The sequence below is a fragment of the Rhizobium sp. UBA1881 genome, assembly GCF_002338015.1.
GTDB lineage: Bacteria > Pseudomonadota > Alphaproteobacteria > Rhizobiales > Rhizobiaceae > Rhizobium.
This window is the reverse complement of the sequence record NZ_DDHH01000117.1, coordinates 19,397-38,363: the sequence shown is the minus strand read 5'-3', so window position 1 is coordinate 38,363 and position 18,967 is coordinate 19,397. Positions and strand designations below refer to the sequence as shown.

Below are 18,967 nucleotides of genomic sequence, written 5' to 3'. Positions count from 1 at the left end.
CGTCCGTGCCGCGATCATCGAGGTAGAGTGCGCTGTGTGCGATCTACGGGATCAGCTCGACCGGAAAATCCTCGTCGCACAGTTCGGGGCGGGCATCAGCTTCAGGCGGCTGCGTCGCCGCCTGTCCACGGGCTGCAAGCGCATATGCCATCCTGAGGGCGACCGTTGCGGGACGCGGTTTCCATGTCTCGATAGGTGATCGGGCTGCCGCCCTTCGTTGTGCAAGCTGGAATGCGGCCTTTAAATTTAGTCCAAGCAAAAGAACCATATGTAAAACAGGTTGACAGACGGCGATATATCCATCATTCTGGATATATGGAATCGAAATTTGCAATCGCGGCGCTTGCCGCCCTCGCCCAGACTACCCGGCTCGAGACGTTCCGCACCCTCGTGAAGGCGGAACCCGACGGAGTTCCTGCTGGAGAACTCGCACGGATGCTCGACGTCCCGCAGAACACGATGTCGGCCCATTTGGCGACCCTGCAGCGCGCGGGCATTATCAAGAGCGAGCGCCAGAGCCGCTCCATCATCTACCGCGCCGACCTCGAAGGCTTCCGCGATCTCACGCTGTTTCTCCTCAAGGACTGCTGCGGTGGAAACGCCGAGCTTTGCGCACCTCTCATCGCGGACCTGGCGCCCTGCTGCACTCCGGAAGGATCGGCGACGTGCGCGAACTGACCCTCAGTCAGATCGGGTCGGGCGACGACATCAGGACGGCCTTAGTCGATGCCGGTCTCCCAGCGGACGACCTCGACGAGGTGGGTCGGGTCTATTTCGAGTGCCGTACTTCCGAAGGAGAGCTGATCGGGTTCTCCGGACTGGAGGAATGCGGACGCGACTTTCTCCTTCGATCCCTCGTCGTCCTCCCGGAATTTAGGTCGCAAGGGCTCGGGCGAGAACTGGCGGCGGCGACGATCGCCCGGACGCCGCCGGATGCAGGCGTCTATCTCGCGACGACGAGCGCCGCGCCGTTCTTCGAATCCATGGGGTTCATCCGTGTAGAACGTGACGAGACGCCATCGGCAATCCTTTCGACCCGCCAGCTTTCGGGCCTCTGCCCGGCATCTGCGACGATCATGAGACTGAACAGGCCACCGACCTAACACGGAACCCGACCATGACCGACAAGACCTACAACGTGCTCTTCCTGTGCACGGGCAATTCCGCACGCTCGATCCTTGCCGAATCCATCCTGAACAAGGAGGGTGCGGGACGATTTCGCGCCTTCTCGGCGGGCAGCCAGCCGAAGGGAGAGGTAAACCCGCACGCCCTGAAGGAACTGGCCGCCCTTGGCTATCCGTCGACGGGCTTCTCATCGAAGAGCTGGGACGTCTTCGCCGAACCCGGCGCGCCGGAGATGGACTTCATCTTCACCGTCTGCGACAGCGCGGCCGGCGAGGCCTGCCCCGTATGGATGGGTCATCCGATGACCGCCCACTGGGGCGTCGAGGATCCGGCCGCCGTCGTCGGAACCGAGGTGGAGATCCAGCGCGCCTTCGCTCAGGCGGCCCGCTTCCTCAAGAACCGCATCGCCGCGTTCATCAACCTTCCCATCGCATCGATCGACCGCATGGCACTCGAACAGCACGTCCGCCAGATCGGCAGGCTGGAAGGCGCGTCGCTGAAATCCGCAAAGGCTGAATGAGATGTCCACCTTCGAACGCTACCTGACCGTCTGGGTCTTCTTCTGCATCGTTGTCGGCGTCGCGCTGGGACATCTCATGCCCGGCGTCTTCCACGCCATCGGCGCGGCCGAGGTCGCCAAGGTGAACATCCCGGTCGCCGTCCTCATATGGATGATGGTCGTCCCGATGCTCCTGAAGATCGACTTCGGCTCTCTGGTAAAGGTCGGCAGCTACTGGCGCGGGATCGGGGTTACGCTCTTCGTGAACTGGGCGGTCAAGCCGTTCTCGATGGCCCTCCTGGGCTGGCTATTCGTCGGATGGCTTTTCCGACCCTACCTCCCCGCCGACCAGATCGACTCCTACATCGCGGGGCTGATCATCCTCGCCGCCGCGCCGTGCACCGCCATGGTCTTCGTATGGTCGAACCTCACCCGCGGCGAGCCGCACTTCACATTGTCCCAGGTCGCTCTCAACGACGCGATCATGATCGTCGCCTTCGCCCCTATCGTCGGCCTGCTCCTGGGCCTGTCGGCCATCACCGTTCCTTGGGACACCCTAACCATCTCGGTCGTACTTTACATCCTGATCCCCGTCGCAATCTCGCAGATTCTACGGAGAAGGCTGACCTCCGCCGGAACGACGCGCGCGCTCGATGCCTTGCTGGCGAGACTGCAGCCGCTCTCCCTCGTCGCCCTGCTCGCCACCCTCGTCCTCCTGTTCGGCTTCCAGGGCGAGCAGATCATCGCGCAGCCCGCCGTCATCGGCCTCCTCGCCGTGCCCATTCTGATTCAGGTGTATTTCAATTCCGGCCTAGCCTACCTGCTGAACCGAATGTCGGGCGAACAGCACTGCGTCGCCGGGCCGTCGGCGCTTATCGGTGCCAGCAACTTCTTCGAACTGGCGGTCGCCGCCGCCATAAGCTTGTTCGGCTTCCAATCAGGAGCGGCGCTGGCGACCGTCGTCGGCGTTCTGATCGAAGTTCCGGTCATGCTGTCCGTCGTCTGGATCGTGAACCGTTCGAAGGGCTGGTACGAGGCCGCGCCCGCCGTCTCCCGAAACACCGTCACCGAAAGGAACTGATCATGGACGTCGTCATCTACCACAACCCCGCCTGCGGGACGTCGCGCAATACGCTGGAGATGATCCGCAACGCTGGGATAGAGCCGACCGTCATCGAATACCTGAAGACGCCGCCGTCGCGCGCCGAGCTGACCAGGATGATCGACGACGCCGGCCTGACAGTCAGGCAGGCGATCCGCGAGAAGGGAACGCCATATGCCGAATTGGGCCTCGACGATCTTGCACTGACCGACGACCAGTTGCTGGACGCGATGCTGACGGAACCCATCCTGATCAACCGGCCGTTCGTCATCACGCCGATGGGCACACGCCTGAGCCGGCCGTCCGAGCTCGTTCTCGACATCCTCCCGGAAACGCACAAGGGCGCCTTCACCAAGGAAGACGGCGAACGCGTCCTCGACAAGGAGGGAAAGCGCATTGTCTGAAGGATTCCCCGCTCTCGACGAAGTCCACCTTCGCCAGCCCGATCTCGATGCCCTCCGGCCGGCGTTCTCCACGCACAAGCCGCGCATCCTGATCCTCTACGGGTCGATCCGCGAGGTCTCCTACAGCAGGCTGCTCGCACACGAGTCCCGCCGTCTGCTCGAGCGCCTCGGGTGCGAGGTCAGGATCTTCGAGCCCAAGGGCCTTCCCCTGCCCGACGACGCGCCGGTCGGCCACCCGAAGGTGCAGGAGCTGCGTGAACTGTCGGAGTGGTCGGAGGGACAGGTCTGGATCAGCCCGGAACGCCATGGCGCGATGACAGGCGTCATGAAGTCGCAAATCGACTGGATCCCGCTTGCGGTGGGCTCGGTGCGGCCGACGCAGGGCAAGACGCTCGCCGTGATGCAGGTGTCTGGCGGGAGCCAGTCCTTCAACGCCGTCGGCCAGCTCCGCATCCTCGGCCGCTGGATGCGAATGATCACGATCCCGAACCAGTCGTCGGTCGCAAAGGCGTATCAGGAGTTCGACGCCGACGGCCGGATGAAGCGGTCGTCCTACTACGACCGGGTGGTCGACGTCTGCGAGGAGCTCGTGAAGTTTACGCTGCTGACCCGCGACGCCTCGGCCTACCTGACCGACCGCTACAGCGAGCGCAGGGAAGATGCCGAGAAGCTCGAGCAGCGAGTGAACTTGAAGTCGATCTAGGTCTTCTCTAAGCAGGAGCGGCATCCTCCTGGTTGGAGCTGCATTCACCGTGTCGGGAGAAATTTTGGACGGCCAGACTTTCCTGCTTTCCGTCGCCTTTCTTCTCGTGGCGCTTGTCTACGCGGCGGTCGGTCAGGCCGGCGCGTCTGGCTACATCGCGCTCATGGGGCTCTCGGGTTTCGCGCCTGTCGTCATGAAAACGACCGCGCTCTCCCTGAACGTCGTCGTCGCAGCCATTGGAACCGCCGTCTTTCTGAGGTCGGGTCGTCTGTCGTGGAGAAACGTCTGGCCGTTCGCCGTGCTGGGGTTCCCTTTCTCCGTCCTTGGAGGGGCTACGCACCTGCCAGAACAGGTGTACTTCCCCGTAGTCGGGATCGTGCTCGTCCTTTCCGCAATCCAGATGGGGCGTAGCGCATCGAGAAGCGTTCCGTCCATACAGACGGTGGCCGTAGCTCCGCCCGTAGTCGCCGCTCTGGCCACCGGCGCGGCCATCGGCTTCATCTCCGGGATGACCGGGACCGGCGGCGGCGTCTTTCTCGCACCCATCATTCTAGGGATGAACTGGGGGACGGTGCGGCAGACCGCTGCCACCACCGCGGTCTACAATCTGCTGAATTCGGCCGCGGCACTGATCGGCGCGTATTCAACGTGGAGCGACATCCCCTGCGAGCTGCCGTTCTGGCTCCTCGCCGTCGTGGCGGGCGGCTCGATCGGGGCATATGTCGGCAGCCGCTTCTTTCCCGACCGCATGCTCCGGACGATCTTGTCGCTGCTCCTGCTCGTCTCCGGGCTCAAGCTGCTCCTGTGAGGCGGCGTCGGTCGAGGCTACCCGGCGGCCACAAGATCCCGTCGGGCGGACGTCGCCACGCTGACGAAGGCCGCGATTCCGACGGCTCCCAGTGCGGCCGTGAAGTAGAGCGACGGCACGAGCCCCAACCGCTCCATGGCGATCGCGAAAGCGACTGGAGCGGCGGCGCCCAGAGCTAGCCGAGCTGCCGCCATCCTGCCGGTGACGGTGCCGTACCCGTCGCTTCCGAACAGGTACAAAGGCAGGCTTCCCTGCGCGATCGAGTTGATGCCCGATCCCAGACCCAGGCAGATTGCGAAGGCGACCGCTCCCGGAAGCCAGCTTCCGCTCAGCGCGAGGATAACGATCCCGGCGACCATCAGCGCCGAGGAGATGACTGCCAGCATCGGCGGCGACAGCGACGTTCCGAAGATCATGTTGATCAGACGACTCATGACCTGTGCCGGGCCGAAGAGCGAGCCGATGACGACGGCGGCCGGTCCCAGCCCGAGCGTGCCTAGCATGGGGACCATGTGCGCGAGGATCGAAGCAAGCGTGAACCCAAGAATGGCGAAGGCGGCCGACGTGACGATCATCGCATAGCGACGCCTCTCTGGAGGAACGGCCCCGACAACGTGTTCACGCGGGCGGGCCGCGCGCTGCGCCCTTGCCGCCTTGCGCTTCCGCATTAGCCAGAGGTGCAGAGGCGCGCAGAGGAAGAGGTTCATCGCCGCGAAGACAAGGTAGATCTCGCGCCATGTCAGGATGTCCAGAAGGGCGGCCGATATCGGCCAGAAGATCGTCGAGGCGAATCCACCGATGAGCGTGAGGTAGGTGATGCTCCGCGACGCCGTCCGCGGATCAGTCTCGACGAGTGCCGCGAACGCTGCCTGGTATTGCACCATTCCCGACGACACCTCGAGCAGCACGACGGCGAGCGCGAAGACGAGAAGCGATGGCGACCATGCGCAGAGCGCGAGCGTTGCGGCCGCCAGCACCGAGCCTGCGGTGAGGACGGTCGCCGCGCCGATCCTGTCCATCTGCCTGCCGATCACGGTTGCCGACAGCCCGCCGACGAACAGGGAGACCGAGAAGACGCCGAACACCTGTTCGAGCGTCACGCCCAGATCCTTGGCCATTCCCGGCGCGAGGATCGAGAAGGAGTAGTAGAGGGTTCCGTAGCCGATGATCTGTGTAAGGCCGAGTGCTGACACCGTCCCGACGGAAACCGAACCCGGCGCATCACGCATCCTGCTTCTCCGCGCGCGGCGCACAGCAGCCGTCCTCCTCGGACGATTTGCCGACCACCCTCGGATGCCCGGCGCAGCAGTCCATCATCAGGAACTGCACGAGACCCGAGAGGGCGTCGTAGTTCGCGCTGTAGACGATCGAGCGGGATTCGCGCCGCTGCGCGATGAGCCCAGAGCGCTCCAGCTCCTTTAGGTGGAACGACACGTTCGACGGGGAGACGCCCGCCTTGTCGGCGACCGCTCCCGCCGCCATTCCTTCCGGACCGGCGACGACGAGCATGCGGACGATCTGCAGGCGGGTTTCCTGGGAGAGCGCCGCGAACGACAGGAGGGCTTGACGTTCTTCCATAATTCAACAATCCTTGAAACGTTGAATCAACGGGTAACCGATATGAACGTCATCGACAAGACCGTATCTCATGACATCGACCTGGGCCGCCTCCTCGAGGTGCTCGACGCCCAGCCAGACCTCCCGCTCGTCTTCACGTACGAGGGCCGCGACGTGAAGGCGGGCTACCACGTCACCGAGGTCAAGAGCGGCCGGTTCGACGCGCTCGACTGCGGCGCGAACCCGGAATCGTGGACCGAGATCTTCGTCCAGCTCTGGGACGTCGACGAGGACGGGCGAATGCACATGCCGGCGGCGAAGTTCTCCGCGATAGTGCAGAAGGTTTCCGAACACGTGGGGCTACCGAAGACGGCGCGTCTGACCTTCGAGGTCAGCGACGGCGTCGCGCCGATGGCGCTCTACTGCGCTTCGATACCTTCGGTGCATGGCGGCGTCGTTCGCATCGAGCTGTCGCCGCGAACGGCGAGCTGCAAGCCCCGCGACCGCTGGCTGGAGGAGCAGGCCCGGACGACGTCCTCGTGCTACGGGAAGAAGTCGACCTGCTGCGCATAGACACCAGAACACGAGGCTGTGCTAACGGTTGATAGCCGTCGTCTCCGTCATCGGCTATGACGGGAGCGCCCCGCCGTTAGCAGTCATGATGGCGACACGGGACTTTCTGAGACCCGCTGGCGTGCCTTGAATTGCAGGATTGCGGCTCCTTTTTCCAGAGACGACCGTTCCGGAGCATAGACGACCTTCGGCGGCACCCATTCCACAAGTAGTGGCGGTCTCCCATCGCCGCCCGGCTCGACAACGCGCCACCGGCCTGGGCGCAGCACCGCGTCGTTCCAGTCGACGCTCCAGTCGACCTCGTCGCAGCCGCAGTCGTAGATCTGCGTCTTGTTCGTGCCATCGAGCGCCATGTTGTAGGTGGTGACGCTCCCCCACAGGTCGGGACGCGGCCTGTTGAGGTAAAGCATCGCGTTCGTCGCCAGTCGCCCCAGGTGCCACAGGCTGGACTTCGAAGCGAGTTCGCGATCGCCGATGATCTGAAGCTTGGAGTAGTCGCCCCGAGCGACGTCGAAGCCTTCCGGAATGATGAAGGAGAAGCTGCTGCCGAACCTACTCTCGATGAACCAGGGAGCATGCGTCTCCGCATCCTGCCAGTCCGGGTAGTTCGTGACGAAGGTGAGCATCCATCCCCTCTCCTCGCCGTCGACGTGCGTAATGTAGACGCCTTCTATGAGCGACGCGGGGTTGTCCCTGTCGTATTCGAGGGTATCGCCGAAATGGACGTAGATGCCCTTTGTCATCTCGACGTGGTCGAGGACGATTTCGTCGGCCCACGTGGCCTCGAGGTGCGGTGCAAGCTTCGCCATGTCGAAGACGACGCCGCCGTTCTGGATATGATGCCCGCGGATGAGCTTGAGCTGGTTCACCGCGTAGCTTGCGCCCTTCCGCCTCTGGGCGTCGTCTTCTCTGAAGGCGGCCGACACGGCCGGCTGGGGGTCTGCGCCTGGCGGCTGGGCCGCGATCGTGGTCGTCCGCAGCTTCTGTCGCTGCTTCTTCGCAAGGCCAGGATACATATCCAGTCTGAACGGGTGATGCCAGATGTTCAGGCCGTCGAGTTCGTACCCCTTGTCCGTCTTCGTCATCTATCCCGCTTCTTTCCGCCGCTCTCGCGAATCCGATAGGAAGGCACCTTCCGACGCCCCCGGAAGGGCGTCAAGGCGCCCATGGCGTCAGCATCTTTCCTAAAATCAACCTTGACGAGCCCCTTGACGCCTCGAACGTATCGTGAACATATGTGCGCGCGCCGAACGACGGCACCCGGTCCATGACGGAGACGGACATGACAGCGATGAAACGAATACGCCGCTACTGACGGCCGTCCTCCCGAGCCATCGGGCATGGTCGGGCCGCATCGAATCCTTTGCCATTCTTTATAGATCACAGCCGCGGAGGTACTCCGCGAGTCCTTCGCGCGTCCGCTGAGGAGGCACGATTTGCGATCCACACGCGGTCGCGGCGTTCTACTATGGCACAGGATTCGACATCCCCATTCTTCTGAAATGATGCTTGAGCCAGGAACGCTCGCCAAGCGGATTCACTACGAGTCCTTGAGGTGAAGGGCAGGCCGTGAAGGCCGGAAGGCGCAGAAAAAGCAAAGGATTCGTCAGCATCGCTCCTCCCTACCCGGACCGGGGCGCGGCTTGGCAACTCGATCTCTCTGTGTTTCGCTCCCTTTCGTCCCGAGGAAGTCTCCGGGGCAAGCATACGGAAACAGATCCAACCAACGTGGCGTCCCGAGAAAGCACCGGGGCCGCGAACGGGAAAGGCATGTCGATGAGCATCACATATCGAGACAGTACTCGCAGAATGAACGCAAGATCCGTGGAGGGCCGCTTCCGCGCCTTGGCTAGCGGGGCCGCCTCCGTCCTGTCGTACGGAGAGGATCACATGATCGTAACGACGTCCGACCGAACACCCGCCATCCTATGGCACGAGGGCGTCGCCTGGATCTACGCGAAAGGGCTCTCGCGCGTGTTGCGGTCGCCTGACCGCGGGCCTCGCCCTCACCTGACCTCCCAGCTTGAACGCGAGGCCGCGGCTTCGTCAGGAAGACGGCCATGACCTTACCGCTTCTTCGAGCGACCGTCCTGACGTCCATATGAAGAGCCGCTGACGGCCCGCGTCGTCAGCACCAGCACCCACCCTTCAATACGATCTTAAACCAACGCGCCGCCGGCCGAGCTGGAGCGCGAACAGGAAAGCTATGTCTGTGAAAAGCCACCTTAAAACATCTACGTCGCTATTTACCAGAGCGCTCGAAGACCACCAACGCTCCGCCCGGACCCCGGCAGCCCACCGTAATGGCGAGACGCCGTCGGTACTGTGGGACGACCTGCATGACCTCGCACAGGTCGACGTCATCGTCCAGTACGAGGACGGCAGCTTCGGCAGGCCCCTCGTCGATCTCCGGACATGGAAAGTGGTCGATGGGCCGCGGGGGGATCGTCGATGAAAGCGTCGCTCAATTCCCGCCGCGGAGCGCCGGCCCCTGTGGCCCCGACGCCCTTCCTCGATCACGACCTGTCCAAACGGATGGGAAACGAAGCCTTTTGGCGCGACGTCTTTCAGAACGGCGAACCGAAGAAGGAAATCAAGCCAGGTACGCGGTACGTGTCCCTGCCCGGATGGTTCCCCACGAGGAAGAACCCGCGCTGTTTGATCCGGACGTCGTCGCCGCTGACGCGAGACCTGATGTTCCATCTGGATACCGATCACGAGATCGTCTCGATCGCCGACTTCCCGGTCAGCACGAGCTACCGCTCGAAGACCCCGACGGGATTCAAGATGCGCGAACACATCCCCGAGCTAGCCGCCCTCCGTCGGGACGGCGCCGTCTTCGTGGTCGACGTCATGCCTCTCAACGTGCAGCCCACCATCCCTTTCATCAGGCAGCGGACCGCGGAATTGAAGTCGGCCTATTTCGATCAGGGGGCCACCTACCTTCTGCTCGACGAGACGTCGCTCCACCTCGAACCGCTTCTCGGAAACCTGAAGCGGATGTGGAAGCACAAGAGGAACGACCACGAGCTTCCGGAGATGGAGACGATCCGACGATGGATTCTCGATGCCCGGTTTCCCACCACCATCGGCGAGCTGATGCGTGAATCCCCAGTGAATGCGGTCTTCGCGCACTGGAGCGACCAGCCGGAGGACACCGCCCGGCACGTCACCGAGAACAATCCGGTCTTCTCGGCCGTCATGCAGCTCGCCATCGCGGGAATGGTCGAGGTGGATCTCGACGCCCGCTTTTCGCCATCGACCACCGTGACCCTGAAGGAGAAGTCCAATGTCCGGCTCTGACATCATCTGGCGCAAGATCAAGAAGTACCACGAACTGGAGCTGCCGGACGATCCCGGCCACTCGCATGTGGTCCAAGGCCACCACTTCGAAAACAGGTCGCAGTGGATCCTCCTGAACCCGACGCTGACGAAGTACGGAATCTTCGTCTACACGGGCGTCTTCCAGCCCGCCGCCGACACGGCGCGGAAGTACCAGTTCCTGCATGTCGACACGAACGACCTGGTGATGCTGTCGGTGGGCCAGATCAACGAACTCCAGCCGCGCGGGCGGATCCGGCCGGTCTTTGGTTCCCCGGACGGCGCGAAGAGCCTGCCGGGTGCCAGCTTCCTAGCCACCGGCCCCAAGCGCGACGCCGCTCTCAGACGGATGGAGTACGCCGAGGGCTTTGAGCGGCGCCAGGACGAGCTGGGCGTCTGGAAGCTGACCGACGAGCAGAAGCAGTCCGTGGTCGACGAGGTCGCGGCCAGGCTGAACGACCCGAACCCGCCGAAGCGATCCCAGTGGTACACCCTCATCAAAATGAGCCGGACGGGCAACCAGTTCGACCCCCTGCTTCGGTTCGTCGACAACACCGATCAGAAGGGGAACCGCAGCGAGCGGTACGGGACGGCCGTCAGTAAGCTGATTGAGGACGCCGCGCAGACCGCTGTATCCAACAGTGGCGACTGGGAAAGCACCCGAGGCATCATGACCCGGCTGGTGAAGCCCGGCGGCGAATACCACCATCTCCGGGGCCTGGTCGTGGACGAGGACGGCGTGTGCAAGATTCCCGACCGGAAGATCCAGCGTGTTCTCGGGAAGATGAACGCTTTCGTGCGCGACTTCCTGGTGTTCGGTCCCGACTACGCCGAGCGCAGACACATGCGTGCTTTGCGACAGATCAGGCCGGACACCATTCTGGAGGTGGTAGACATCGACCACACCACCCTCGACGTCGTGGTATTCGACGACGAGCACCCGATCGCGTTCGGCCGTCCCGACCTCCTGACGTTCCGCGAAAGAAAGAGCGGCATCGTGATCGGATACTCGATGTCCTTCAACGCGCCGTCCTTCGCCACCTTCCTGGACGGCTTGAAGCACGCGATCTTCGAGAAGGACCCCGATCTGATGAACGGGGTCGCCTATCCGTGGTTCGGCAAACCTATCGCGCTTGGAGCGGACAACGCCAAGCATCTGGCGGGTCTCAACATCAAGGCGGCGGCCCGCGAGTTCGGCTTCGCCACCGTCGCCTACCGTCCCGCTCGAGGCTGGGAGAAAGGCGCCACCGAGCATCTCTACGGAATCCTCGGCATGAAGCTCATCCATCGCATGCCGGGCTCGACCGAGATGGGGCCTGACGAGCGCAAGAAGTACGACGAGGAGCGTCAGAAGGCCATGCCTGTCCTGACGCTCGGCGAGATGAAGGGGTTCCTCGACTACTACTTTGCGTACATCCATCACTACAAGCCGACCGAGGGACTAAACGAACTTGCGACGCTCAAAGGCATCCCCGCCGAGATCTGGGAGGAGGGCATCGCGGATGCGCCCGAACCCCCTCTCATCGATCCGGACATTTTCGTCCGGCTTGCAGGAGAAGAGACGACCGGCGTGATCTCCTCCAAGGGTTTCCGATGGGACTATCTCCATTACGACTGCCCTGAATTCTCGATCTTCACCACGCAGCCAAGCCATAAGGGCAGGCAGTACGAGGCCCGACGCGACCCAAACGACCTGGGATCGATCCAAGTCAAGAACCCCTACTCCGCGAAGGAGCAGTGGATTCGGGTCCCTGTCGTCGACGCCGAGGCCGACTACGCGACAGGCCTCAAGCTCTACGTTCACAAGGCCGTCGTGAAGTACATGCGCGCCCAGGCCAAGGAGGCGGACCGCGACCTGCAGCTTCTGGAGGCCAAGGAGGAATTGCAAGCCTCCCTCGTTGAGCTGCACGAACGCCGCCGGAAGCATAAGACGGCTACCAAGCTAGCCCAGTTCTACGCCCGGAACGTGAACAAGTTCGAGCGTAGCCGACGCGTCAGCATGGGTCGCGTCGAGTACTCCGGCGGCCGGCTCGATCTCGCCAGCGTGCCGGAACGCGCGGCACCCACGAAGCTCAGCAGGCGCGCCGTCGGCGTGATGCCGACACGTCCCGATGAGGACGACCATTCCTTCGCTTCCAACGACGTCGCCACGGCGACGGTTGTCCGCCGCTCCGCGCGCAACGAATCCGACCTGAAGCCGAAGGGCAACCCCTATGCCGACGGCTCGGCCGACGACCTAGACGAATACGACCTCTGATCTCTCTCGCTCAACGTCAACGAAAGGACGAAGCCATGACCATGAACATTCGCAACATCGCCGCCGGAGCCTCGCCGGTCGAGCCTGCGGACCCCACTGCCGGGGTCGCCGCCCGCTTCCACACGGAGCCCTTCGCGACACCGGAGGATCGGGAGGCGGCCTGCCGTCTTCCCGTGGACCGCAGGCAGTGGATGATCCAGAACCTGATCGTCAAATACAAGGTGTTCAACACAGCCTTCCAACAGATCGCCAGAAACCATATGCCGGTCGCAGGCGGAACGCATTCCCAGGGCACCGTCGGCGCGATGCTCGGAGAATCCCGTGCCGGAAAATCGGCCGTATGCCGCTATTATGCCGCGACGCATGCGCCGAGCTACGACGACGAGGGTGAAATTTTCCCGGTCGTCCACATGACGGCAAGCCTTCGAATGACGCCCGTCGAGTTTGCCCATGAGATCAACCGGCTCACGGCATCCAGATACATGCGTGCGACCGGCGGGATCGGCGCCTACGTGAACAACGCTCTCCTCAGGCTGCTGCGCGTGCGCACGCAGCTCTTGATCATCGACGACGCCCAGTACCTGTTCTTCGACCGCACCGACAAGACGGCGGCGAGCATGTTCAAGCTCGTCAAGACGATCGCGGACTTCGACGCCCTGAGCGTCGTGCTCGTCGGAGAGGAGAGGATCAACGACTACGTCTACTCGATCGATGCGTTCGCCAACCGCGGCTACAACTGGGAGGTCATCAAGCCGCTCACAGCCGGCAAGAATGACATGGAGAAGTTCGGAAAGCTTCTCGGGTCGATCGACCGCCGCCTGCCATTCGCGAACCTAAGCGGGCTCGATGACCCTTATATCGCGGAGCATCTCTATCGATACAGCGAGGGAATGATCGGGCGCGTGATGAACATCCTGCGGCCCGCCGCTTTCAACGCGCTGAGCGACGGCTCTTCGCACATTAGGATCGAGCACCTTCGCACCGCGATCTCGACACGCCTCAGGAAGGGTGAAACCTTCTCTTACTTCGGACTCGACCGCGATGCTGCATGATCACTTTCGCGCCCAAAGGCTTTTCTCCCGTTGGCGCGTTCGTCCTTGCTACGGCGAGCCTGGAAATTCGTACTTCCCTCGTCTGACGTTGGACAGCGAGAACTGCCTTCCGGAAACCTTCGCTAAGAAGACCGGACTGTGGATCGGAGCAAAGAGGTCTCTGAACCTGCTCGAAGCGATGACCAATCTCCCCCTCACCGAGGGGGAGAAGGCCAGTCTTTTCAGATGGACACCGATCCAGTCGGAAAAGAGCAGATACTGGTCTCTCGGAAGCGAAGAGATCAGCATGTCTCACGTTAGACCCGGCGGGTTCTCGTGCCCGGCGTGCCTGCGTGAGGGGGCCTTCCACAGGGTGTGGTGGGATTTCCGCCTGTTTCACACTTGCCCGGTGCACGACTGCCCCATGCAGGAAAATCCGGAGCGTCACGACCGTAGATGGCCTTACTATGGCCTCTGCCTGACGAAGGTCAACGAGCCGCCGGTCCTCTCCCCGCAAGGGCGAGGCTCGCTCGAAGGGTACATTCTACAGCGGTTGAACGCCGTGGACTTCATCATGGCGCGGCCTCTGCTCGACGAAGCTCCCTTGAGTGCGGTCCTCTCGATAGCGCCCCGCGTGGGCGTGTTTCTTTCAAATCCTCCGCTTTGGAAGATGCCGGGCAAGCACACGTCGCTCGACGTCGCCGTTGGATTCGAGGCGCTCGGAAGAAGCGAGGATCATCTCGTGAACCGCTTTTCGGAATGGCTCCGAAAGCACTATGGTGAGGACGACCTCAAAAGCGTCGGGCTCGGACAGTTCGGCTTCATGCGACATCTGACCAAGGCGCAATCGTCCCTGAAACGTGCGGTGAACATCGCTCAGATCAAGGCATGCGCGCGCCACGGCCTGCTCAACCCGAAAATTCGATCCAGGCCCGACGTCGATGCGCCTCTCGCCAAGAGCAACCTGCACACCGTCATGGGGCTGACGCCCCATAGCGCCGACTTACTGTTAGAGAGACATGGTATCGATCTTCAAAAAGGATCGCGCGCGATCGTCGAGATCCCGATGGAGATCGTTACCAAAATCAGATCGGAGGTCGATAACGCCGTACCTCTTGACGAGGCGGCGAGGCAGCTTGGCTGTAGCGTCGAGGAGGTCGACCTGGTCGCGATGAAGCTTGCAAAGAAGGGCTGGAAGACGTGCATCCAGAAAAGGCGGGACGGTGGCATCCAGCGTCTCTTCATCCTTGACGAGCTACGCAGGCTTTCCGACATCCTGCAGTCATTTCCGCTCGCTTCCAAGAACGTCCAGACGACATCTATCAGAGGAAGGGTTCGTCCGTCGCTTTTGAGCGAGACAAGACTGATGGCTGACGCCCTCCGAGGCGTGCTCCCCGCATTCCGCGATCCGCAGGCGCCCGGACTAAGTGGTCTACGCTTCTACAAGGTGAAGCGAGGTGGTCCCGCATCGATTGGCCGCACCAAGGTCCCGGAAGATGCCATGCTGCGAAGCGAGTTCTACGCGATGGCGGGCATCGGCGGTGCAGGTTCCAGAAAGCTTGTCAGGGATGGCTTTCTTGAGCAGCACCCATCGAAGACTTCTTACCTGACACGGGCAAGCGCGGTCGCCTTCTTTGAACGCTACATGAGTCCGATGAGGTATTTCAGAGGTCGCGGAATGGACTTCCTACAAGCCTCGGCTGCCGTCTTGGATCTCGGTCTTCCGATTGCGTTCAGTCGCAAGGAATTCGGACTTACTCTTGTCGAGCGACGCCTGTTTCAGGAGCGCATCAACGACTTTTCCAAGCCTTCGGCATCGGCGCTCGAACTCTGGTCGCACCTGGTCCGGTTGGGGCGGGACAACTGCCCGTCCTTCATAATCCCCGAAGTCCCCGGCGATGGGATGTTCGTCATCTTCCCGACCACCAGAATACTCCCGGTTAGCGTGGTTCTTCGGGAGGCCAGCATTCACTTCGAGTTGGAAGTCCGTCCGCACTTCCGGCGTCTCTGGAAGACGTTCGTGCAGCTCCTGGAAGATTACCAGGTGATACTCGAATCCTTCGAGTGGCAGATCACCGACGAGCGGGTGGCTATCACCGCCGTCGCCGCCGATATCGACGCGATCGCCAGGATCACCCAGGAGTTTGGAAGATTGAACCAGCATTTCCGGCACAAGATGCCCTGACTGCACTACGACCCATTAAGGGGCGCGAGCGCGGTTTGGCGTTGGCGTCCCTTCGTTTTTAAGCTCTGATATCCTAGAGCATGTATCAAGGAATCGGACAGGGTGTGGCGTGATCTTCGCAAGGCGTGCAATTCAGAGACGAATCGATAGGCTGCGCGAGGTACTCGGGCCGAAACCGGTAAAGGATCTGGTTACGCGTCTCAACCGGCCCAAGTCTGACAGACTTCCAGCAATGTGGGAGGTCGTCATCCTTGCTGGACTGGCAAGGCACGGCAATCTGAACCACGAGGTCGAGCTCCAGACAGGGAAACGGCCAGACATCCATTTCGATGACGGGAAGATCTCGTTCACCGCCGATATCACTTGCGTTTCCGATAGAGGGCTGAATGACAGGAACCCGTATTGGGAGCTGATGGATCTTCTCACCGCAGCGCAGCGGAAGTTGCGCCTCCCGGCGGGAGGTCTCGACCTGAGGGTATTGTCGACTGAGGAATGGGATAACGGCACCCGGCGAACCAGCCTGAGATTGCCACCAAGGAAACGCCTTCAAGAATTCGTCCAGGCGCAGATAATTCCGGAGCTGCGTACTCAGATCAAGGCGGGGGTAAATCCCCTCAGGATCGCGATCAATGACGATCATCTCGGTGTCGAGATCACGATCAATACTGCAGGCGCGCAGTTCACCACCGGAGGGTTCTCCCCCTACACCACCCCTACATTGATCGACGATAACCCGCTCTACAAAGCCCTCCGGGAAAAGGCCAAGAAGCAGTTGCGCGGGATCGAAGGATTTTCGGGGATCATCGTGGGCGATGGAGACTGCACCGCACTGTCTTGCGACCACCTTGGATCCAAATTCTTCCGTCCGGAAGAGATCGCAGCCAACGTCCTCAGACAGTACTCGTCATTGGACTTCGTGCTGATGATCGCCATCCAGGATGTCAACGTAGGGAACGTTTCTCGCCCGGTGTCAAAGCCGATGTTGGTCACGCGGCACGACGATCAGATGCGAAAGGACCTGATCGTCGTCTTCAATAAGATGCTTTCGGAACTGCCGATCGCCGTCAACACCGCGGTGAATGGCGCGAGGCGTGCCATGGAGGTAGAATATGAACTCGGGAACCACGGAGGATACAGGGTGGAAGGCGACAAGATCACGATCAGTGCGCGTGAGCTGATGGAGGTGCTTGCTGGCGCCAGAACTTTTGACGATCACGACTTCAAGGCTGCTCCAGATGACGGTCAGAAAGGTGCCATCAGGCAGTTCTTCGCAATAGCACTCGCCGAGGGGAGATTGCCTGCAAAGATGTCTGTCCTTCCCTCCACGGACGATGACAACGATAGCTGGGTAGAGTTCGAGTTCGGGGAACCGGATGCCGCTATTACGCCTTTCCGCTGAGCGGGACGTAGCCAACGAATGGATGAGCGCTTTCACCGCGTCCTTTCGGATCAATATCACAGTCCACGTTTATGGGTTCAGCCAAGCACGCAGTCCAGCCTTATGGGATAGGAGTGCGCGATTATGATGGCAATCGATCCGATTCCACGAGTGAAAACAGCGAATGGGAATCCGTGCTTATGTGGCGATGCAGATCAAACCATCAACCCCCGCACATACCTCCGCAACTCGCAGTCCTCGCGCGGCACGCGCTTGACGCTGAAGATCCCCTCGAAGGTCGATACGCCGATATGCGGCGAGCGCATCGATCGCGGCACCCGCTGCGCGTAGACCGCACCCTTTCCCGCTCTGATCTGGTCGATCAGCTCCGGCGTCATCCGGATCGCCGTCGAGTAGTCGCAGAAGGTGATCGGATGGGCGTAGTTGACGCCGGCCATGGAAAGACTGGCCGCCACGGTCGGTGGGATCACCTCTTCGCTGTTGAAGCCGCAGGGCGCCATCGGAAAATTCTCGACGAACACCCGAACGATACGGGCGAAGATGCGCTCGTTGAAAAACTGCCCTTCCGCCTGCCCCGCGAAGTAGGAGGTCAGCCCGAGGCTGGCGACGAATTTGCGCACGGACCGGTCGCTCGCCACGTCGGTACGGAAACCGCCCCAATCGGCGGCAAGGTCGTAGATCTGCACGTGGCTGCCCATGGCGAATTTCGACATGTATTCGGCAAGGCCGGGCTTTACGAGAAGTTCGTTCGAGGACAGCAGAACGATGCGGTCGAAAGCTACGCCGCGCTCAAGCGCATAGAGATAGTTGCTGACATGCGTGTGGAAGATGCCTTCGTTCCATCTTGTCTCGTATGAGCTCGGATTGATCAGAACATTCGCAAAATCGCACTGCCGCCGAAACTCGTCTTCGAGTGCCGCGGCGCCCGCCGATATGTGGATGACGATCGTGGCGCCGGGGCAGAAGTGGTTTATGTTTTCGATCTGGTCGCGCACGATTACGGGCATTTCATGCACTGGCAGGGAAAATAGGACTTTGGTCATCGACAGGCCCAGTCTTAGAGAATTGGCGACTTAAAGAATTGACGGCTTGGAGAGTTGGCGGCGTGGAATGAAACGGAAGGACAGCTCAGCTGTTTTCCAGCTCGCCCACCACCTTGCTCCAGATCTCATGTCGATCCGCCGGCAGGCTGACCGCGTAGACATTCTTCAACACGCATGCACCGATATGAGCCGGCCGCAGGGCGCCCGGTCTTGCGCGCGCGTGAAGCGCGCCGTCACCCTTCACGAGCTGACGGAGAACACCCTCGGATATCTCGATCTGGGCGCTCGCCGCCGTGAATGTGATCGGCAGCGATATGTTCGTGCCGGCAAAACCGTGGCGCATGGCAAGCGTTGCAGGCACGATCTGCTCGGTTGGAAATCCGCAAGGCTCCATCGGAAACGCTTCCATGAAGACGCGTTCCAGGTGGGCGAAGACCTCTCGGCTGAAGAACTGTCCTTCCGCCTGCCCTCCGGCAAAAAGAGGCAGCCCGAGAAGGGAGAGCATTTGCTTGACACCGGGAAAATTCAGGACTTCCGGCCGAAACCCGGCCCAGTTGTTCGCAGTCTCGATGTTTTCATAGAGCTCGGTCTGCGCGCCGATCGTGAAACGCTTCGTATATTCGCCCAATCCTGATTTGATCAGCAGTTCCTGCGCCGAAAAAAGCACGATCCTGTCGAAATCGAGCGACTGGGAAACCGCGTATTGGAAGTTGCCGACATGGGCGTGCAGGACGCCTTCGTGCGGTCGAACCGCGTAGGAATTGGGATTGATGAAGACGTTGCCGGCGGCGATGCGGTCAAGCACGTCGGGTCCCGGAGGCGTCGTATCTTTTGCATGATGGATGCAGATAAGAGAGCTCGGCGAGAAACGATTGATTGCCGAAATCTGACGCTCAAGAATTTCCGAGTTGCCATCGGCAAGGATCGAGAAGAGTAGTTTGTCCATATAGGCACCAGCAT

General features: G+C 61.5%; 18 protein-coding genes. 13 read left to right on the top strand and 5 right to left on the bottom strand.

All coding sequences use genetic code 11. The features are described 5' to 3' along the window. Positions 1–315 precede the first annotated feature (315 nt). The 7 genes from B3605_RS14460 (at position 316) to B3605_RS14430 (ending at position 4,641) form a co-directional block, all read left to right on the top strand. On the top strand, positions 316–678 hold the full coding sequence (locus B3605_RS14460; RefSeq protein WP_296434645.1) for an ArsR/SmtB family transcription factor: 363 nt from the start codon (positions 316–318) through the stop codon (positions 676–678). Then, positions 666–1,103: an arsenic resistance N-acetyltransferase ArsN2 gene (gene arsN2, locus B3605_RS14455; RefSeq protein ID WP_296434643.1), complete on the top strand. Its 438-nt coding sequence runs from the start codon at positions 666–668 to the stop codon at positions 1,101–1,103. Before B3605_RS14460 ends, arsN2 begins: the two co-directional genes overlap by 13 nt. A gap of 14 nt (positions 1,104–1,117) precedes the next feature. Beyond that, positions 1,118–1,645, top strand: a complete 528-nt coding sequence (locus B3605_RS14450; RefSeq protein ID WP_296434641.1) for an arsenate reductase ArsC — start codon at positions 1,118–1,120, stop codon at positions 1,643–1,645. Between the two features lies 1 nt (position 1,646). Next, positions 1,647–2,705 (top strand): ACR3 family arsenite efflux transporter, encoded by a 1,059-nt coding sequence (gene arsB / locus B3605_RS14445; RefSeq protein ID WP_296434640.1) that lies wholly within the window; start codon positions 1,647–1,649, stop codon positions 2,703–2,705. Between the two features lie 2 nt (positions 2,706–2,707). Beyond that, entirely contained in the window at positions 2,708–3,130 is a 423-nt protein-coding gene (gene arsC / locus B3605_RS14440; protein ID WP_296434638.1) for an arsenate reductase (glutaredoxin), read from the top strand. Continuing rightward, entirely contained in the window at positions 3,123–3,833 is a 711-nt protein-coding gene (gene arsH / locus B3605_RS14435) for an arsenical resistance protein ArsH (protein WP_296434636.1), read from the top strand. Before arsC ends, arsH begins: the two co-directional genes overlap by 8 nt. 64 nt (positions 3,834–3,897) lie before the next feature. Further along, entirely contained in the window at positions 3,898–4,641 is a 744-nt protein-coding gene (locus B3605_RS14430) for a sulfite exporter TauE/SafE family protein (RefSeq protein ID WP_296434634.1), read from the top strand. 17 nt (positions 4,642–4,658) lie between these two features. Here B3605_RS14430 and arsK read toward each other — a convergent pair whose 3' ends face one another. Continuing rightward, complete coding sequence (gene arsK / locus B3605_RS14425; RefSeq protein ID WP_296434632.1) at positions 4,659–5,870, bottom strand: arsenite efflux MFS transporter ArsK; 1,212 nt, start codon at positions 5,868–5,870, stop codon at positions 4,659–4,661. Then, positions 5,863–6,219, bottom strand: a complete 357-nt coding sequence (locus B3605_RS14420; RefSeq protein WP_296434630.1) for an ArsR/SmtB family transcription factor — start codon at positions 6,217–6,219, stop codon at positions 5,863–5,865. The genes arsK and B3605_RS14420 overlap by 8 nt, the downstream gene beginning before the upstream one ends. A gap of 42 nt (positions 6,220–6,261) precedes the next feature. Between B3605_RS14420 and B3605_RS14415 the strand changes: the two genes are divergently transcribed. Continuing rightward, on the top strand, positions 6,262–6,771 hold the full coding sequence (locus B3605_RS14415; protein WP_296434629.1) for a DUF6428 family protein: 510 nt from the start codon (positions 6,262–6,264) through the stop codon (positions 6,769–6,771). 83 nt (positions 6,772–6,854) lie between these two features. Here the strand turns inward: B3605_RS14415 and B3605_RS14410 are convergent, their stop codons facing one another. Further along, complete coding sequence (locus B3605_RS14410) at positions 6,855–7,856, bottom strand: hypothetical protein (protein ID WP_296434626.1); 1,002 nt, start codon at positions 7,854–7,856, stop codon at positions 6,855–6,857. A gap of 1,366 nt (positions 7,857–9,222) precedes the next feature. On the opposite strand from B3605_RS14410, the gene B3605_RS14405 reads away from it, so the two are divergent. The 5 genes from B3605_RS14405 to B3605_RS14385 all read left to right on the top strand — a co-directional run bounded on the left by B3605_RS14405 (position 9,223) and on the right by B3605_RS14385 (position 16,964). Then, positions 9,223–10,074, top strand: a complete 852-nt coding sequence (locus tag B3605_RS14405) for a hypothetical protein (RefSeq protein ID WP_296434625.1) — start codon at positions 9,223–9,225, stop codon at positions 10,072–10,074. Continuing rightward, positions 10,061–12,349: a hypothetical protein gene (locus B3605_RS14400; protein WP_296434623.1), complete on the top strand. Its 2,289-nt coding sequence runs from the start codon at positions 10,061–10,063 to the stop codon at positions 12,347–12,349. Before B3605_RS14405 ends, B3605_RS14400 begins: the two co-directional genes overlap by 14 nt. Positions 12,350–12,384: 35 nt before the next feature. Further along, positions 12,385–13,401, top strand: a complete 1,017-nt coding sequence (locus tag B3605_RS14395) for an ATP-binding protein (protein ID WP_296434621.1) — start codon at positions 12,385–12,387, stop codon at positions 13,399–13,401. Continuing rightward, entirely contained in the window at positions 13,391–15,565 is a 2,175-nt protein-coding gene (locus tag B3605_RS14390; protein ID WP_296434619.1) for a TniQ family protein, read from the top strand. The genes B3605_RS14395 and B3605_RS14390 overlap by 11 nt, the downstream gene beginning before the upstream one ends. Before the next feature lie 232 nt (positions 15,566–15,797). After that, positions 15,798–16,964, top strand: coding sequence for a hypothetical protein (locus B3605_RS14385; RefSeq protein WP_296434617.1), 1,167 nt, complete (start codon positions 15,798–15,800; stop codon positions 16,962–16,964). 194 nt (positions 16,965–17,158) lie between these two features. Here the strand turns inward: B3605_RS14385 and B3605_RS14380 are convergent, their stop codons facing one another. Both B3605_RS14380 and B3605_RS14375 read right to left on the bottom strand, forming a co-directional pair. Then, positions 17,159–18,007, bottom strand: a complete 849-nt coding sequence (locus B3605_RS14380) for a hypothetical protein (protein ID WP_162725216.1) — start codon at positions 18,005–18,007, stop codon at positions 17,159–17,161. An 85-nt stretch (positions 18,008–18,092) separates the two neighbouring features. Next, a complete protein-coding gene (locus B3605_RS14375; protein ID WP_112943863.1) occupies positions 18,093–18,953 on the bottom strand; it encodes a hypothetical protein in 861 nt (286 codons plus the stop codon). Positions 18,954–18,967: the final 14 nt, after the last annotated feature.

Excerpts from the sequence above, each read along its gene's own strand:
- arsB (WP_296434640.1), top strand. The coding sequence starts at position 1,647 with ATGTCCACCTTCGAACGCTACCTGACCGTCTGGGTCTTCTTCTGCATC.
- B3605_RS14415 (WP_296434629.1), top strand. The coding sequence starts at position 6,262 with ATGAACGTCATCGACAAGACCGTATCTCATGACATCGACCTGGGCCGC.
- B3605_RS14420 (WP_296434630.1), bottom strand. The coding sequence starts at position 6,219 with ATGGAAGAACGTCAAGCCCTCCTGTCGTTCGCGGCGCTCTCCCAGGAA.
- B3605_RS14400 (WP_296434623.1), top strand. The coding sequence starts at position 10,061 with ATGTCCGGCTCTGACATCATCTGGCGCAAGATCAAGAAGTACCACGAA.
- B3605_RS14380 (WP_162725216.1), bottom strand. The coding sequence starts at position 18,007 with ATGACCAAAGTCCTATTTTCCCTGCCAGTGCATGAAATGCCCGTAATC.
- B3605_RS14450 (WP_296434641.1), top strand. The coding sequence starts at position 1,118 with ATGACCGACAAGACCTACAACGTGCTCTTCCTGTGCACGGGCAATTCC.
- arsC (WP_296434638.1), top strand. The coding sequence starts at position 2,708 with ATGGACGTCGTCATCTACCACAACCCCGCCTGCGGGACGTCGCGCAAT.
- B3605_RS14405 (WP_296434625.1), top strand. The coding sequence starts at position 9,223 with ATGAAAGCGTCGCTCAATTCCCGCCGCGGAGCGCCGGCCCCTGTGGCC.
- B3605_RS14385 (WP_296434617.1), top strand. The coding sequence starts at position 15,798 with ATGTGGGAGGTCGTCATCCTTGCTGGACTGGCAAGGCACGGCAATCTG.
- B3605_RS14460 (WP_296434645.1), top strand. The coding sequence starts at position 316 with ATGGAATCGAAATTTGCAATCGCGGCGCTTGCCGCCCTCGCCCAGACT.
- B3605_RS14390 (WP_296434619.1), top strand. The coding sequence starts at position 13,391 with ATGCTGCATGATCACTTTCGCGCCCAAAGGCTTTTCTCCCGTTGGCGC.
- arsK (WP_296434632.1), bottom strand. The coding sequence starts at position 5,870 with ATGCGTGATGCGCCGGGTTCGGTTTCCGTCGGGACGGTGTCAGCACTC.
- B3605_RS14395 (WP_296434621.1), top strand. The coding sequence starts at position 12,385 with ATGACCATGAACATTCGCAACATCGCCGCCGGAGCCTCGCCGGTCGAG.
- B3605_RS14410 (WP_296434626.1), bottom strand. The coding sequence starts at position 7,856 with ATGACGAAGACGGACAAGGGGTACGAACTCGACGGCCTGAACATCTGG.
- B3605_RS14375 (WP_112943863.1), bottom strand. The coding sequence starts at position 18,953 with ATGGACAAACTACTCTTCTCGATCCTTGCCGATGGCAACTCGGAAATT.